The 15,177-nt window shown below is 59.5% G+C and carries 14 protein-coding genes and 1 tRNA gene; 7 read left to right on the top strand and 8 right to left on the bottom strand.

Annotated elements, in window-relative coordinates; translation table 11 throughout:
- The first annotated feature begins 1 nt into the window (after nucleotide 1).
- Nucleotides 2–148: a hypothetical protein gene (locus NT137_01260; GenBank protein ID MCX6651974.1), complete on the top strand. Its 147-nt coding sequence runs from the start codon at nucleotides 2–4 to the stop codon at nucleotides 146–148.
- A 212-nt stretch (nucleotides 149–360) separates the two neighbouring features.
- On the opposite strand, the gene NT137_01255 is transcribed toward NT137_01260, so the two are convergent.
- From NT137_01255 to NT137_01245, 3 genes are all read right to left on the bottom strand, one after another.
- Nucleotides 361–996: a corrinoid protein gene (locus NT137_01255; GenBank protein ID MCX6651973.1), complete on the bottom strand. Its 636-nt coding sequence runs from the start codon at nucleotides 994–996 to the stop codon at nucleotides 361–363.
- A 172-nt stretch (nucleotides 997–1,168) separates the two neighbouring features.
- A complete protein-coding gene (gene amrS / locus NT137_01250) occupies nucleotides 1,169–2,257 on the bottom strand; it encodes an AmmeMemoRadiSam system radical SAM enzyme (GenBank protein ID MCX6651972.1) in 1,089 nt (362 codons plus the stop codon).
- Nucleotides 2,258–2,416: 159 nt separating this feature from the next.
- Nucleotides 2,417–3,148 carry a metallophosphoesterase gene (locus NT137_01245; GenBank protein MCX6651971.1) on the bottom strand — a complete coding sequence of 244 codons (732 nt, stop codon included), beginning with the start codon at nucleotides 3,146–3,148 and terminating at the stop codon, nucleotides 2,417–2,419.
- A gap of 121 nt (nucleotides 3,149–3,269) precedes the next feature.
- Between NT137_01245 and NT137_01240 the strand changes: the two genes are divergently transcribed.
- Together NT137_01240 and NT137_01235 are read left to right on the top strand one after the other, a co-directional pair.
- The gene (locus NT137_01240) at nucleotides 3,270–4,037 is read left to right on the top strand and encodes a ribonuclease H-like domain-containing protein (protein MCX6651970.1); all 768 of its coding nucleotides are present in this window, start codon (nucleotides 3,270–3,272) and stop codon (nucleotides 4,035–4,037) included.
- Nucleotides 4,034–5,500: a DHH family phosphoesterase gene (locus NT137_01235; GenBank protein MCX6651969.1), complete on the top strand. Its 1,467-nt coding sequence runs from the start codon at nucleotides 4,034–4,036 to the stop codon at nucleotides 5,498–5,500. The genes NT137_01240 and NT137_01235 overlap by 4 nt, the downstream gene beginning before the upstream one ends.
- Here NT137_01235 and argF read toward each other — a convergent pair.
- The gene (gene argF, locus NT137_01230) at nucleotides 5,484–6,395 is read right to left on the bottom strand and encodes an ornithine carbamoyltransferase (protein ID MCX6651968.1); all 912 of its coding nucleotides are present in this window, start codon (nucleotides 6,393–6,395) and stop codon (nucleotides 5,484–5,486) included. The genes NT137_01235 and argF overlap by 17 nt on opposite strands.
- 96 nt (nucleotides 6,396–6,491) lie before the next feature.
- On the opposite strand from argF, the gene NT137_01225 reads away from it, so the two are divergent.
- Together NT137_01225 and NT137_01220 are read left to right on the top strand one after the other, a co-directional pair.
- Nucleotides 6,492–6,638: a hypothetical protein gene (locus NT137_01225; GenBank protein MCX6651967.1), complete on the top strand. Its 147-nt coding sequence runs from the start codon at nucleotides 6,492–6,494 to the stop codon at nucleotides 6,636–6,638.
- A 55-nt stretch (nucleotides 6,639–6,693) separates the two neighbouring features.
- Nucleotides 6,694–6,767, top strand: a tRNA-His gene (locus NT137_01220).
- On the opposite strand, the gene NT137_01215 is transcribed toward NT137_01220, so the two are convergent.
- Nucleotides 6,749–7,963, bottom strand: a complete 1,215-nt coding sequence (locus tag NT137_01215; GenBank protein ID MCX6651966.1) for a DUF835 domain-containing protein — start codon at nucleotides 7,961–7,963, stop codon at nucleotides 6,749–6,751. The genes NT137_01220 and NT137_01215 overlap by 19 nt on opposite strands.
- 114 nt (nucleotides 7,964–8,077) lie before the next feature.
- Between NT137_01215 and NT137_01210 the strand changes: the two genes are divergently transcribed.
- Nucleotides 8,078–9,532, top strand: coding sequence for an RtcB family protein (locus tag NT137_01210; GenBank protein ID MCX6651965.1), 1,455 nt, complete (start codon nucleotides 8,078–8,080; stop codon nucleotides 9,530–9,532).
- Between the two features lie 32 nt (nucleotides 9,533–9,564).
- On the opposite strand, the gene NT137_01205 is transcribed toward NT137_01210, so the two are convergent.
- The 3 genes from NT137_01205 to sepF form a co-directional block, all read right to left on the bottom strand.
- Nucleotides 9,565–10,959, bottom strand: coding sequence for a PAS domain S-box protein (locus NT137_01205; GenBank protein MCX6651964.1), 1,395 nt, complete (start codon nucleotides 10,957–10,959; stop codon nucleotides 9,565–9,567).
- A gap of 139 nt (nucleotides 10,960–11,098) precedes the next feature.
- A complete protein-coding gene (locus tag NT137_01200) occupies nucleotides 11,099–12,415 on the bottom strand; it encodes an HD domain-containing protein (protein MCX6651963.1) in 1,317 nt (438 codons plus the stop codon).
- A gap of 230 nt (nucleotides 12,416–12,645) precedes the next feature.
- Nucleotides 12,646–13,026 (bottom strand): cell division protein SepF, encoded by a 381-nt coding sequence (gene sepF, locus NT137_01195; GenBank protein MCX6651962.1) that lies wholly within the window; start codon nucleotides 13,024–13,026, stop codon nucleotides 12,646–12,648.
- Between the two features lie 191 nt (nucleotides 13,027–13,217).
- Here sepF and NT137_01190 point away from each other — a divergent pair, with 191 nt between their 5' ends.
- On the top strand, nucleotides 13,218–15,170 hold the full coding sequence (locus NT137_01190) for a PAS domain S-box protein (GenBank protein MCX6651961.1): 1,953 nt from the start codon (nucleotides 13,218–13,220) through the stop codon (nucleotides 15,168–15,170).
- The last annotated feature ends 7 nt before the right edge of the window (nucleotides 15,171–15,177 follow it).

Below are 15,177 nucleotides of genomic sequence, written 5' to 3'. Positions count from 1 at the left end.
CGTGTATCGCCTGGACGTACCGAAGGTCGTGCTATTGCTCTTTGGTTCAGGCAAGCTGGTCTGCACTGGTGCGCGAAAGCCGCAGGATGTCGAGGACGCGGTTGACAAGATCACCATAGAATTGCGCGCGGCCGGTCAGTTACGTTGATCCGAAACGAAGACAGCACAAGGCGAATACATCTCCGAATCGAAAGAAGAACATCATCAGTGGCTCTGACGCTAAATACTCATTCCATCGGATATGATGGTTAGCCAGTCGTTTCATTCTTATTACTCATAGGAAGGATTACTGGGGTTTAGCGTCAAAGCCAGAAATATTGAAAATGGAAGGGGTTTGAGATATTGCCTGCTTCGGAAGCTTTACCCCTTAGCGAGCTTTTGGGCGATCTGGACCGCCTCGATGGCGTCATATCCCCAGCCGTCCGCACCGATCTGGGCCGCGAACTCCTTGGAGGTGGCACCGCCGCCGATCATGGTCTTGATACCGGGCTTCATGTTGGCCTCTTTCAGCATCTTCTCGATCTCCTTCATGCCCGCCAATGTGGGGGTCATGAGGGTGGAGGTCGCGATGATGTTGGCGCCCTCGGTCTTGGCCTTCTCCACGATGTTCTTGATCGGCACATCGCGGCCCAGGTCGAACATGGTCATGCCAGCGCCGGTGAGCATCGCCTTCACGATGTTCTTGCCGATGTCGTGGACATCTCCCTCAACCACGCAGGTGACGACCTTCGCATGAGCGGAGCCGCCGGGCTTCAGCTTCGGCAGCGCAACGTCCAGCGCGGCGTACATCGTCTGCGCGGAGAGCAGAACCTGGGGCAGATAGTACTCCTTCTTCTCGTACTTCTGTCCGACCACTTCCATGCCCTTGCTCAGGCCATTGAAGATGATCTCCTCTGCGGTCACTCCGTTCGCCAATGCCTGCTCCGCGAGCGGCTTGGCCTCTTTTATCTTTCCCTTCACAACAACCTCTGCAAGCTGCGCAAGATAGTCTACCAAACTCCACTCCCTCCTTGGGAATTGTCAACGGATTACTGTAGTTTATATTAAAGCCTTGTATGGATGGATATAACATCCAGATACACCGCAAGTACAGTTCAATGACCATAACGATTGATTACTGAATAGCTCCGGACGACATTACGTTATGATGCCTTAACGCTCTCAAGGCTCAAAGCACGATGGGCACCGCCGCGCCGCAATCGGGACAACCTCCTTTCTTCAACAGCACCTGCACATCTGAGTAGGTGGGACAGAAACGGCTGACCTTCTCCTTGAGCACGTAAGTGCTTTCGACAGGCTCCTTGCTAGACCGCTTCACCAACATCGCCCCGCATTTCGGGCACATGGTGTTCTGATGAGGATCTCCGATCACTCCAGCGAAATAGACGTACTGGACCCCCTCCTCTTTTGCTACCTCATAGGCTTGCAGAAGCCGGTCCATGCTCTCCGGGGGCACCTGCATCATCTTGTACGCCGGCTGGAATCGGAAAAGGTGAATGGGGACGTCCTCGCCCAGCTCGCGCACGACGAAGGATGCGAACCTACGCACATCCTGCGCCGAGTCGTTCTTCCTCGGAATGAGAAGATAGGTCAATTCCAGATGAACCCCGGCCATGCGGGCGGCGATGCAGCTCTCCAGCACCGGTCCAAGGTGGCCGCCGCAGTTCTGTTTGTAGAAGGCGTCGCTCATGCCCTTGACGTCGATGTTCGCCACCTCCACCATATCGAACAGATCGTCCGCCGCCCAAGGTTCGATGTAGCCGTTGGTGTTGAGGAGGGTGAACAGCCCCTTGTCGCGCGCTCTGGCAGCGGTGTCCATGATGAACTCCATCCACACCGTCGGCTCGTTGAACGTGAACGCTATCCCCTTGGCCCCTTTCTCCAGGGCATCTTGCACCGCCTGCTCCGGAGACGTCAGCACATAGGGCGCTTGGTCCACCCTCAACCGGGCCAGGGCGGAGTTCTGGCAATTGCCGCAGTCCAGGTTGCAGCCGAAGGTGCCCAAGGAGAGCAGCTTGGCGCCTGGCTTGAAGTGGAAGATGGGTTTCTTCTCGATGGGATCGAAAGCGGAGACGCACACCTTCCCGTAGTTCAGGGCGACCATCTTCCCGCCGTGGTTGGCGCGCGTCCCGCAATATCCTTCGTCGGAGAGCGGGATCTGGCAACGCCTAGGGCAGAGATCGCAGGAAAGTAGTTCGCCCTCCGGATGCCAGTAAGAGGCTTTCGCCTCCTCCGTCCCCTGAGGGAGGATGTTCAATAATCGTCCTCCTCGAACTGGGAGGCACCGCACACCGGGCACTTGCCCTGGTTCTTCTTCAAAACACATCCGCACACTATGCACTCAGGCAAGTATGATCGCCTTGACCATACTAGGGAGGTGCCCGAATTTAAAGTCTCGTCAGGATTTCTTTCCCTGTCAGGCGTAACGCTGGAAACGAGGTAGCTTCAGCAGGGAGCCTAGGTTGAGCAGCCCGATGTCGCTGCAGGCGATCGCTCGCGCCTCCGACATATCGCTGCGCTGTAGCACGGGCGAGAACGTGCTCTCGCTGGTGATGCCCGTGAAATCCGTTCCTGGAGCGAGGGGACTGAAGGCCGGGAGGACGAGCACCTTCTGCCGGGGCAGATGCACGAAGCAACGCATCTTCACGCACCCGCCCACCTCGTCGTACAGCCTGATCGAAGGATGCTCGTGCCCGATGACCAGAGGACGCTCAGGGCGGTCCTCATGGCCGTGGGCGAAGGTCCATCCAGCTAACGAATACTCCTCCACCAGGTCCACGCCCAGCTTGGAGGCGATGGTGGCCAGGTAGTTGTCATGGTTGCCCTTGACCACAATCACCTCGCCTTGCTCCATGAGAACCCCGAGCAGTCGCCGCACCTCGCTCCATTCCTGCGCGAGGTTGCGAGAGAACTCGTGCTTCAGGTCGCCCAGGATGACGAAGCGCTGGGGCTTGTGCCGTTCGACGATACGCTCCAGGTTTTCTTCTATCCTTTCATTCTGGATGCGGGGCAGATGCAGTCCGGTGTCCTCCAGGACCGACTCGTAGCCGAGATGCAGGTCCGATATGACGGCGGTGCGTTCGCTGGGTATGATGAGGCAGAGATCATTGCTGATCAGCAGTCCGGGGACGATCTCTAGTTCGTTCATCTTCAGCTCAGGCTACGAAGAGCGATTCCGCGGAGCTCATATTTCACCTTTGCCAAGAGCATCGTTCACTTTCATCTCACCCTCCGAAAACACTTTCTCCCTGTTCCCTCACTCACCTGGCGTGATCCGGCGTACGTTCCTCATCTTGCCCACCATAGGCGAGGCCACCGAACGAAAGCTGTGGCGCGAGGGCCTCCTGGATTGGGACTGCTTTCTCCGTTCGAAGAGCGTATCCGGCATCTCCTCCAGAAGGAAGGAACGCCTGGATGTAGGGCTGCACCAGGCATCCGTCTTCCTGGAACGGGGTGAGGTAGCCTACTTCACCCGACTGCTCCCTTCGCGAGAGCACTGGAGGTTCCTGGAGGAGGCGGGAGAGGACGTGGCGTACCTGGACATCGAGACCGATGGCCTGGGCCCGAGAGCGGTGGTCACGATGGTGGGCGTGCATCGACCTTCCGGCTCGGTCACCTTGGTGAGGGACATCGATCTGAGCGAGGAGAGCCTGTCAGCCTCCCTTCGAGGATGCAAGATGTTGGTCACTTTCAACGGGGCGTCGTTCGACCTGCCGATGATCGAAAGGGAGTTCCCTTTCTCGATGCCGAGGGTGCCGCACTTCGACCTGCGCCACGGCTGCGCGAGGATCGGGCTCACTGGCGGGCTGAAGAGCGTGGAGAGGCAGATCGGCATCTTCCGTGCTCGTGAGCTGGAGTATATGACCGGAGAAGAGGCGGTGTACCTCTGGCACCTGTGGAAGCGCAAAGGCAACGAGAACGCGCTCAAGCTGCTCAAGCGCTACAACCTGGAGGATACGAAGAACCTGGTGCCGATCGCCGGCATGGTCTACCGGCAGCTGAGGGAGCGCACTCTGGACGCGGGGGCGATGGTATGAGCCCGGACCATGAGCACCCTGACCTAGCTGGCTTCCAGTCGGCCGCCAAGCGCGCCGCCGACGGCCTCCTGACGGCCAGGAGCTGCACGGTCATAGCCCACATCGATGCCGACGGGGTATCGGCCGCCTCCATCGCTTCCAGCGCGCTCGCCAACGCCGGTATCGAGCACCGGGTGCGTTTCGTCAAGAAGCTGGACGAGGATGAGCTGAAGCGGGTCAACGCCGAACCTTCCGAGGCTGTCTGGCTGGTGGACCTCGGTTCGTCTTTCTTCTCCCGGTTCGAGCACGAGATCGTCTGCGTCTCCGACCATCACATACCCGAGGTCGCCAAAGTGGAACGGAGAAAGGGACAGAACGTCCTCTTCTCCTTCGAGGGAGAGGAGCTGCACCTCAACCCTCACCTCTACGGCATAGACGGAGCGGTGGAACTCAGTGGCGCGGGCACCACTTACATGATAGCTAAGAACATGCACTTGCGGAACCAAGACCTAGTGCCGCTGGCGATCGTGGGGGCGGTGGGCGATCTTCAGGACTCGGCCACCTGCAGGTTGCGAGGGCTGAACCGCTCCCTGCTGGCGGACGGGGAGGAGAACGGCTCCTTGCGGACGGAGAAGGACCTGCGCATATTCGGCCGGGAGACCAGGCCGGTGGCCCGCATGCTGCAGTTCTCCACCGACCCGATGTTGCCGGGTCTCACGAACAACGAAGGCGCTTGTATCGCTTTCTTGATCGACCTGGGCATCGACCTCAAAGAGGAAGAACGATGGCGATCCTGGGTGATGCTGAGCGCTGCGGAAAGGAGAAGGGTCGCCTCCGCCCTGTGCGACCTTCTATTAGACAGAGGCTACGGCGCCAGGGCGGTGCACCGTCTCATCGGTGAGGTCTACATCTTGAACAAGGAGAGGCAAGGCAGCGAGCTGCACGATGCCAAGGAATTCTCCACCCTGCTCAACTCCTGCGGCCGCTATGGCAAGGCGGACGTCGGGCTGAGCATCTGCTGTGGGGATAGGGGCGAGGCCCTGGCGGAAGGCATCAGGCTGCAACAGAACCACCGGGGCAACCTGGCGGAGGCGATCGCGCTGGTCAAGGACCTGGGGGTTCAGCGCCGGCGGTATGTGCAATGGTTCCACGGCCATGATGAGATCCTGGATAGCATAGTCGGCATCGTAGCGGGAATGGTGCTGAGCTCGGGTGAGGTGCAGACGGACGTTCCGATGATAGCGTTCGCCTATGCGGAGGAGCAGAAGGTCAAGGTATCGGCGCGGGGGACCAGGGACCAGGTCAACAAAGGATTGGACCTGGCCGCGGCCGTCAAGCAAGCCTCGGAGAAGGTTGGAGGCACGGGCGGCGGACACAACATCGCCGCTGGCGCGACCATCGGTATGGGAAAGGAAATGGAGTTCCTGGACGCCATCGAGGATATCATCCGCGTCCAGATGGGCGGACCTACTTCATCACCATGAGCAGCACCGCTTTCTCGGTGTGCAGGCGGTTCTCTGCCTGATCGAAGACCACGGACCGAGGACCGTCCATGACCTCGGCCGCTATCTCCAGGCCGCGATGGGCGGGCAGGCAGTGCATGACGATGCAATCCTTCTTCGCTTTCTTCAGCAGTCCGGCGTTGATCTGGTAGGGTTTGAAGATGCGTCCCCTTTCCTTCGTCTCCTCTTCCTGCCCCATGGACACCCAGACATCGGTGTAGAGCACGTCCGCCCCCTTCGCCGCTTCTGCCGGGTTCGCCATGATCTCAAAGGAGCTGCCGTTCTTCTTGGCCAGCCCGGTCGCCTTCTTCATCAGCGCGTCGCTCGGCTCATAGCCCTTCGGGCAGGCGGCGGCGAAGTCCATTCCCACAATGGCCGCCCCGACCATGAGCGAGTTGCAGACGTTGTTGCCATCGCCCACGTAGACCAGCTTCTTGCCCTCGAACTTTCCCTTGTGCTCCTTGATGGTCATGAGGTCCGCCAAGGCCTGGCAGGGATGCTCTATGTCGTCCAAAGCGTTTATCACCGGGACGGTGGCGTTGACGGCCAACTCCTGCATCACCTCGTGGCTGAAGGCCCGGTACATGATGGCGTCCACGTAGCGGCTGAGCACCTTGGCGGTGTCGGCGGCCGTTTCCCCCCGGCCCATCTGCAGGTCCTTCGGGCTCAGGTAGAGGGCATGTCCGCCGAGCTGCGCCATGCCCACTTCGAACGAGACCCGAGTGCGAGTGCTCGACTTCTCGAATATCATGGCCAGGCTCTTGCCCCTTAGCGGCTCCCGGTTCCTGAGGGCGCCGCCCTTGAGGCGCATGGAGGATTCCAAGAGGTCGTTCAGGTCGTCCTTGACGTCCAGGATGGAGATGAGATCGATCTTCATAGGCATCGCTTGAACGATAGCGCCTTTTTAGCCTATATGTATGAGGTCGGACATCCTCGCGGACTCCGAGAACGAAAGCGTACAGATCCTCGCGGGATGAAGAGTTCAGAGCATGAGCGAAAGAGGACCATCATCAACGTTGACATGAGCGGTTTGATGGAGGTCGCCCTGGAAGGCTGGAAGCTGGTGTGGGATATCTACAGAAGGGAAGGGCACAAGTTCGCCACTTCGCCGGCAAGCTAGTGCCGGCCTCAAGAAACATTTATTATATGCCATGTCTTCCCACGACACCTCAATGGCCGGGATGGGGTAGCCTGGTTATCCTGTGGGACTGTGGATCCCTAGACCCGAGTTCAAATCTCGGTCCCGGCCCCTTCCTTTGGCACTAGGACCTCGAACTCGCGCTCCAGCATGGACCTCCTCTTCTCGTCCAGCGCGTTCGGGTCCACGGGGATGATGAGCAACGCCCCGTTCATGATCACTTCGTCGCGCAAGCTCTGCATCATGCGCACGACCTTCTCCGGCGGGTTCTCGGTGAGGAGGTATTCGATACCGTCAAGCATCACCGTTCCCCCATGATTCCCGCGCAGGAACTCGGTGATGTTGTGCTGCAGGATGCTCAGGTTCGCCGGGTCCAGACGGTCTGGTCCAGCCTGCGTGGCCAGCCAAAGGATGGGGATGCCTTCCACCTTGTATCGCTCCTTCACCACTGGAGGATGCGTTCGGGTGATCAACATAGTGGGGCCGCCCTCTTTCCTCTTCTCGTTGAAGAACATGTAGGCGGCGGACGGCTGCCTCGCCTCGATCAACAGAGCAGATGATTCAATGGACTCTCCCATTCTGGCATTCTCGGCCGCTCGCTCGGAACGGTTGGACGGGCCGAAGGGCTGGTAGCGCAGGACCGCGTAGAGGAAGATGACCGCGAAGGCGATGAAACCAGGCGATAGGATCAAGGGCAGACCCAGCCCAGCCAGGTTACTCCCGACCAATGCGACTGTATAGAGCACCGGCGAAACCACCGCCAAGGTCATCCAAGTGCACTGCCGCCTCACCCGCTTCTCGCCCGTCGACAGACAGATGGTGGTGAGCATGTAGATCGTAATGGCGATGTACGCCAGGGCGACTAGTGCCGCTTGTGCCAACCCGCCGTCCAGGGTCGCCCCCCAGCCGTAGTCGTACTTCGCCACCTTCGTGATCGTGGCCACGGAAGCGTAACCAGCCAGGAAGGCTATCACGACGAACTCGCGCTTGCTGCGAGAGAACCATTCGCTGTACTTCTCATAGGGCAGGAAGGTGGAGAGATAGAGCACGGCCGCGAAGAGCATCACAACCGCGAATATCAGGGCCTTGCCGAGAATCAGGGCGCTTCCCTCGTCGGGTGCATTCCTGAAAAGGAAATCGAGAATCCCGATCATGGCGGCGATTCCGGTCACGAATAGGAACATCTGCGTGGCCACGGTGTGAGGATTGCGGAAGTAGGCGTAGATCCCCATGAGCAGGACCACGATGCCACATATCGGCGACAGGACCGTGGCCAGAATGTTCCAGTCGGTCATCTCTGTAGACAATCAAGGCCCTCTGGGCTTAATATGCTTTATTGGCTCTAGGCGGGCGGCTGAGAATTGTTCGCGCTGGTCTGAAAGTTTATTAATCGAGGGCGGCATGGCGTTCCGGTCAAGATCATGAGTTGGAACGGTCCATTGAACAAGATTGACGATTACCGGTGGGAGATCCCGTCCTCATACAAGAAGTGCATGCGGACCAGCGCGGTCATCTATGCCGATGAGAGGATGATCCAGCACATCCGAGATGACAATGCTCCGGAGCAGGCGGCCAACGTGGCCTGCCTGCCAGGCATAGTCGGCCGTTCGCTGGCCATGCCCGATATCCACTGGGGATATGGCTTTCCCATCGGCGGGGTGGCGGCCATGGACCTTGAGTCCGGCGTCATCTCTCCCGGGGGCATAGGCTTCGACATCAATTGCGGTGTCCGCCTGATACGCACCGACCTCACCGCCGAGGACGTCAGACCAGGCATCAAGGGCCTCATCGACATCCTATTCCGCAACGTGCCTTCCGGCGTCGGTTCGGAGGGAGTGACGGACGTGGCCGCGTCCCAGATCGACTCCATCCTTCTTCAGGGGGCGGAGTGGGCGGTGGAGAAGGGCTACGGCTGGAAGGAGGACCTCGAATCTACCGAGGAGGGAGGAAGGATGAAGACCGCCGACCCTTCCAAGGTGAGCCGCAAGGCCAAGGAACGAGGCATTCCGCAGGTCGGCTCCCTCGGCTCGGGCAACCACTTCCTGGAGGTGGACGAGGTGGAGGAGATCTTCGATGCTGAGGCGGCCAAGGCCTTCGGCATCGACCGGAAAGGACAGATCACGGTCACGATACACTGCGGCTCGCGCGGCTGCGGGCACCAGATCGCCACCGACTACCTGCAGGTGATGGAACGCTACGTCCGAGATCACAACATAGAGCTCCCGGACCGGCAGCTGGCCTGCGCCGCCATCTCTTCTAAGGAGGGACAGGATTACTTCGCCGCCATGGGCTGCGGCGCCAATTTCGCCTGGGCCAACCGGCAGATGATCCTGCATTGGGTGCGCCAGAGCTTCGAAGAGCATTTCAAGCGTTCCGCGGAGGACCTGGGCATGCACCAGGTGTACGACGTAGCGCACAACATCGCCAAGGTGGAGGAGTACGATGTGGAGGGGAAGAGGCGCAAGGTCATGGTGCATCGGAAAGGGGCGACGCGCTCTTTCCCCCGGGACCATCCGGACGTGCCGGCGAAGTACCGGCATGTGGGGCAGCCGGTGATCATCCCTGGAGACATGGGGGCGGGCTCATACGTGCTCATCGGCACGGACCAGGTGATGAAGGAGGCTTTCGGTTCGACCTGTCACGGAGCGGGAAGGATCATGTCCCGCGCCTCCGCCACCCGCAAGTACACCGTGAACCAGGTCAGACAGGAGCTGGAGAGCCACGGGGTGCATTTGAAAGCTTCCACCAAGGACGGCATCTTGGAGGAGGCACCCGGCGCCTACAAGAACATCGATGAAGTGATCGCGGTGGTGAAGGGAGCGGGTCTGTCCAAGCCTGTCGCCAAGCTCAAGCCCATCGGGGTCATGAAAGGATGATGTCGGAAGAGGAGAAGATCTCATTCGCTTGATCAACGGTAGCGGCCTTTGGGCACCAGGATCTCGAAACGCGCTCCTTGGCCTTCCACGCCGTTCTCCTTGATCTTGATACCTGTGATGTCAAGGATCGACCTGACCAAGAATAGTCCTCGATGTCCGCGTTCGGATTCGAATATCTCCTCCTTCCTCAATGCGGAAATGCCCACCCCATCATCCTGGAATACTACTACTAGCCCTTCTGGCCTTTCTTCACAAGAGATCTCTATCTTCTTGCCCTTCACCGAGTGCTTCACGGAATTGACCGCTAGATTGTGGAACGCCCTCTCGAGCAAGCGGTCAGCGTAGACCTCGTAGCTCCCGAGATCGACCTTCAGCTCCATTCCCTGATGCTCTACGTCCCTCACACCTTGGGATGAAACCTGGCTCAGCAAGATCCATACCGGCTCTGCCTTACCTAGACACTCATATTCCTTGGTGAATGACAGTAGATGGGCCATGTTGCAGCTTGCTTGATCCGCTTTTGCCAGCAAGCTCTTGGCCTCAGGGCTCCTGACCTTTTCCCTCGCCAATACAACGTAGCCGCTTACGGCCGAGAGCTGGTTGAGCAGATCGTGGCGAGTGATGCTGCTTAGCAGGTTGAGCTTGACGTTCGTCTGGCGCAATTCCTCCTCCATCTTCTTCCGGTCAGTGATGTTCCGTGCGAAGCTGACGACCAACTGTTCTCCGCCGATGGTCACCACCCGGGCCGCCACCTCGATTGGGCGGATCGAGCCATCCTTCGCTATCTGAGCGACCTCGAAGACCGCTTCACCGCTCTGGATCAAAGACTCCATCCTTGAAGTCACCATCGCGGCAGACTGCGGAGGTTCGATGTCCCTCAGGTTCATCTTCAGCAACTCATCTCGTGAGTAGCCCAGAGCTCTGACGGTGGCAGGGTTGACCTCGAGTATGTTGCCTTCGAAATCGTGGATGAAAATGCTATCAAGGGCTGACTGGAACAAGGTCATGAACTTCTCTTCTGAATGGCGATATCGTTCCTCGCTCTCACGAAGCGCCTGATCAGACCGACGCCGTTGCACCGCCAGCTTCATCATGTTGACCAGTTCGGCGAACTGGCCCCTATAGTCCTCGCCTTTCTGCAGGTAGAAGTCGGCGCCATTGTTGATGGCCTCCACGGCCACATCCTCCCTTCCTTTTCCGGTGAAGAGGATGAAGGGTGTGAGGTCGCCACGGCCGCGATGTATTTTCAAGAAATCGATGCCGTCCATGCCGGGCATCATGTAGTCTGAGACGACGACATCGAACTGCCGCGTCTGCAGCAGCGCCAAGGCCTCTTGAGCAGAAATGCAGGTCTCCACCGTAAGTTCGCCCATGCCTTCCAATAGTCCCTTTGAAACATCGAGCAAATCGACTTCGTCGTCGACCATCAGGGCGTTGAGCAGTGGAAGCCCTCCTTGCCCCTTGCGTTGGCATGGCCAACTAGCGCACTCCTCTATTCTATATAAGGGACGGTTAGGAGAGAATCAGAGGACAGCATTCATGGTTCCAGAATGGGGAAGAGGGGATTCAGGCCTTGAAAAGCGCCTTCTGAGCGTCCTTGGCCACCTCCGCCCGGTTCTTGGCGGGGGTGGAGACCATGATCGCCCAGTCGAACACGCCCCTCGACTGCAGGGCCTTTGCCAAAGGCGAGTAACGGGAGAGCGGGCGGACCCTGCCTTCCTCGAGGATCGGCACCTCGGTCTTATTGATGCGCGGTTCGGAGATGAGCAGCTCGCGTTCGGGCAGGTCGAGAATGACCTCCGAAGGATGCAGCCCGGCCCGGGCGGCGATCTCCTCCTCCCTGGCCTTGCGGGTGGAGTACTTCGTCAGCTCGAGCAGCATATCCACGTCCTGTTCCTTCAGGTCGGACATGGACAAGGAGAAAGCGCGCTTGTAGAGCACCCGGTACTTGAGCAGGGTCATGAGGCGTCCGGGGTAGCCGCCTTGAGCTATGAGCTTCTCCGCCAGGCTGCCGTCGGTCTCCATGTGGATGTCCCGAACCAGGTGAGCGTCGGCCATCTCCACCGCCTTGCAGAGCATCATCTCGGCGATGCGCACGGTCTTGTGGAAGTAGACCGAGGTGTACATCAGCCCCCGGGCGACGATCAGGCCTTCGACCGCTGGCACTCCCCTCCTGTCCACCACCAGATCGCCGTGGAACAAGGACATGGTCTGCAGCAAGCGGTCGATGTCGATGGTGCCATGTGCCACGCCGGTATAGTGCGCGTCCCGCAACAGATAGTCCATCTGGTCCGCGTCCACCGGCCCGTGGATGATCTGATGCAAGTAGTTCCTTTGTCCGAAATGAGCCTGGCCCTTCTCGACGTCCAAAAGGCTCTGCTCCGGAGAATCGAGCATGGAGGGAGAGAACACCAGTTCCGCCACGTCCTCCGGGCTCAGGCCGAACCTCTCCAGCACCTTGGGCACCGATTCCAGATCTCCCAATACTTTCTCCTCGGCCTTGCTCAAGCACCTTTTCTCCCCGAGGATGATCTGCTGACCTAGGTGGGCGTGGTCCACGCCCAGGCGTTCCAGGATGACCTCCTCCAAGCTATGGGAGAACGGCGGATGACCGATATCGTGCAGGAGGGCGGCCGCCCGGACCCGATCGCTCTCATCCTTGTCCAGGCCCAGAGCGGTGGTGATCTGGGTGGCGATATGATACGTCCCCAGGGAATGCTCCAACCGGGTGTGGTGTGCTCCCGGATAAACGAGATGCGCCAGGCCGAGCTGATGCACGCCGTGCAGGCGCTGCATCTCCGGGCGAGCGAGAAGATCGAGAAAGACCCCCTCCAATCGAACGCTCCCATGCACGCTGTCGTGGATGACCTTGAAATCTGGCACCGCTACCAAAATATGCGACCCCGCACATAATAATATGCACTGCCTGGAATCATTTTTTCAGCCGTTGGTCCTCTCCAGCCCGGACAAGGCGTTCACGAAGACCACGCTCCCGCAATAGGTGAATATTGCCACTCTTCATGCGGTGGGAACGATAAGCGAGCCTCAGCAGCTATGGCACTTGAGTGCGTCCGGCTTCTAACCCTTCTACTTCAGGTATCCTAGGGTCACTATCAGCTGAAGCCGCCCTTGATCTTATGGCGGTCGATCTTGATGCCGTTCGGAGCGACGACGATCAGGTTATGGCCGATGGCCGCCACGTCCCCGTTCGTATCCCGGGCGACCGCCTTCAGCTCGTTGGTTATGCGCTTGAGAGTGATCTGGTCGTTGGCCACGGATGAGTAGTCGATGAGGACGATGTTGCCGCTGTAGGCCGGCTGCACCACCTGGTTCAGGTCCTCGTAGCGGTATATCTCCGCGATCTTGATCATTCCCTTTCCGCCCAGCGGGTTCTCCTCGTCGAAGTTGAGCAGCCCCAGGTCGATGTACTGGTCGCTCTCTACCGTCTGGACTTCCGCCTTGTTATGCATAAAAGGCTTCTTCAGCAATGGCATGACATGCATCCCTCTGGGCATTGTAATGAGATGTTGGATATATAAATGTTTGAGGATGTGGCCTGCGTCAGCCGAGCGCTAGTCGAGCTTTCTCTTACATGAGGATTCATGAACAGGGCTTTTAAATAGAGAGGTGGTAGCGCACACCATTATCCAAGGCATCGGAGGGGCTATCACTGGCCAAGACGGTATTGTTCGTAGGGTCGGACGGCAAGTTCCTAGAGCAGGCCAAGTCCTATCTTGAGAGGACGGCTGACGTACAGGTGCACACCGCCACCTCTCCCCAGGACGCCTTGGTCTGGATGCGAGGCGAGCGCTGTGATGCGATCGTGTGCGACCATCGGCCGCCCGCCATCTCCGGCCTGGATTTCCTGAGCGGTTTGCGAACCTCCGGAATGGACGTCCCCTTCGTCCTCCTCACTGAGGAAGACAGGAAGGAGATCCTGGTGCGGGCCATGCACCTGGATGCCGATTTCTGTCTGCAGACCACCTGGCGAAAGGAATACGTGCTGCCGGAGCTGAACCATCGACTGTGGCAGGCGATGGAGAAACATGAGGAGGAGAGGCGACTGCATCACCGACTGGCCATGGAGAAGCTGGTGACGGACATCTCCAAGCGGATGTTGGCGGCGAGGTCGGAAGCGATAGGCGACGAGATCCAGGACGCCTTGCGCCGAGTCGGGGAGTTCATCGGTGCTAGGCGCTGCTTCCTCAACCTCATCTCCCCGGACCGCTGCAGGATCGTGGAATCGTTCGACTGGCCTGAGGACCTGCTCCCCATCCAGCATGATGACATGCGCTCCCTCGATCCCACCCGGTACGGCTGGGCCTTGGACAAGTTCGCCCGGGGGGAGAACATCATCATCAGCGACCTGGACGCGCTTCCGCCCGAGGTGCAGCCCGAGATCGAGTCCTGGAGGAAGCTAGGCATAAGGCATGCGGCCGGCCTTCCCTTGATCTCGAACGGCACGCTCAAAGGGTTCTTCGGCTTCACTTCCACCGGCGATCCCACCGAGTGGACGGAGGATGATATCGGACTGATGGTCATACTGTCCCAGTCGGTCTCGGCCGGCCTGGAACGCAAGGAGTACGTGGAGGAGCTCCGTCAGGAGAAGGAGAAGTTCCGGGCCATCGCCGACTACACCTGCAACATGGAGATGTGGGTAGGCACCGATGGAGAGGTGCGCTGGCTCAACCCGGCCGTGGAGAAGATCACTGGCTACACCGTGGCAGAGTGCATGCGCGTGCCCGGGGTGCTGCTGCCCATGGTCGTCGAGGAGGACCGGCCGCTGATCGCCGAGTGGCAGAAGAATGCGGAGATGGGGCAGAGCATGAGCGACCAGGAGTTCCGCATCCGACGCAAGGATGGCGAGTTGAGGTATGTGGCCGTCTCCTGGCAGCCGATCTTCGATTCTCATGGTGGTTCGCAAGGGCACCGGATCAGCGCGCGCGACGTGACCGACAGGAAGAAAGTGGAGGAGGCGTTGCAGCAATCCTTCGCCCAGCTCACCACTCTCAACCGGGTGACGAGACATGACATGGCGGCGCAGATCGCGGTCCTCAGGAAAGGAGTGGAGCTTTGCCAGTCATCCGCCGACGTGAAGATGGAGCGTCTCCTGGAGCGGATGGCGGGCACGGTGTCGGAACTGGAGAGGCAGCTGCAGTTCATGGAAGATTACCAGCAGCTCGGCGCCAACGAACCGATGTGGCAGAACGTGAGCGAGGTCGCGTCCTCCGTCCTGGAGAGGATGGTCCTGCCGACCCGGGTGAAGGTGAAGCTGGACCTGGGAGACCTGGAGGTGTTCGCCGACCCCATGCTGGAGAAGGTCTTTGCCAGCCTGGTGGACAACTCCCTGCTCCACGGAGGGGGGGTGCGCGATCTGCGCATGCATAGCCTGGCCACGGATGATGGCGTCTCGATCGTCTACCAGGACGATGGCAAAGGCATTCCTGACGAGGAGAAGCTGATGCTCTTCCAAAGCCGCTACGACAAACGCCCGGCGCTGGGACTGCTGCTCTGCCGCTCCATCCTGGAGGTGACGGGGATAGAGATACGCGAGAACGGTGCCCCGGGCAAGGGCGCGCGCTTCGAGCTCCTGGTGCCCGCGGGTTTCTTCCGCTTCCCTCCAGCCGAGGAACGGTAGGGGTCTT

The organism is Methanomassiliicoccales archaeon (assembly GCA_026394375.1).
Classification (GTDB): domain Archaea; phylum Thermoplasmatota; class Thermoplasmata; order Methanomassiliicoccales; family UBA472; genus JAJRAL01.
Note: the sequence above shows the minus strand (reverse complement) of the source record. Positions and strands in the feature narration are given on the sequence as shown.

Excerpts from the sequence above, each read along its gene's own strand:
- NT137_01210 (MCX6651965.1), top strand. The coding sequence starts at position 8,078 with ATGAGTTGGAACGGTCCATTGAACAAGATTGACGATTACCGGTGGGAG.
- sepF (MCX6651962.1), bottom strand. The coding sequence starts at position 13,026 with ATGCCATTGCTGAAGAAGCCTTTTATGCATAACAAGGCGGAAGTCCAG.
- NT137_01225 (MCX6651967.1), top strand. The coding sequence starts at position 6,492 with ATGAAGAGTTCAGAGCATGAGCGAAAGAGGACCATCATCAACGTTGAC.
- NT137_01245 (MCX6651971.1), bottom strand. The coding sequence starts at position 3,148 with ATGAACGAACTAGAGATCGTCCCCGGACTGCTGATCAGCAATGATCTC.
- argF (MCX6651968.1), bottom strand. The coding sequence starts at position 6,395 with ATGAAGATCGATCTCATCTCCATCCTGGACGTCAAGGACGACCTGAAC.
- NT137_01205 (MCX6651964.1), bottom strand. The coding sequence starts at position 10,959 with ATGGTCGACGACGAAGTCGATTTGCTCGATGTTTCAAAGGGACTATTG.
- NT137_01235 (MCX6651969.1), top strand. The coding sequence starts at position 4,034 with ATGAGCCCGGACCATGAGCACCCTGACCTAGCTGGCTTCCAGTCGGCC.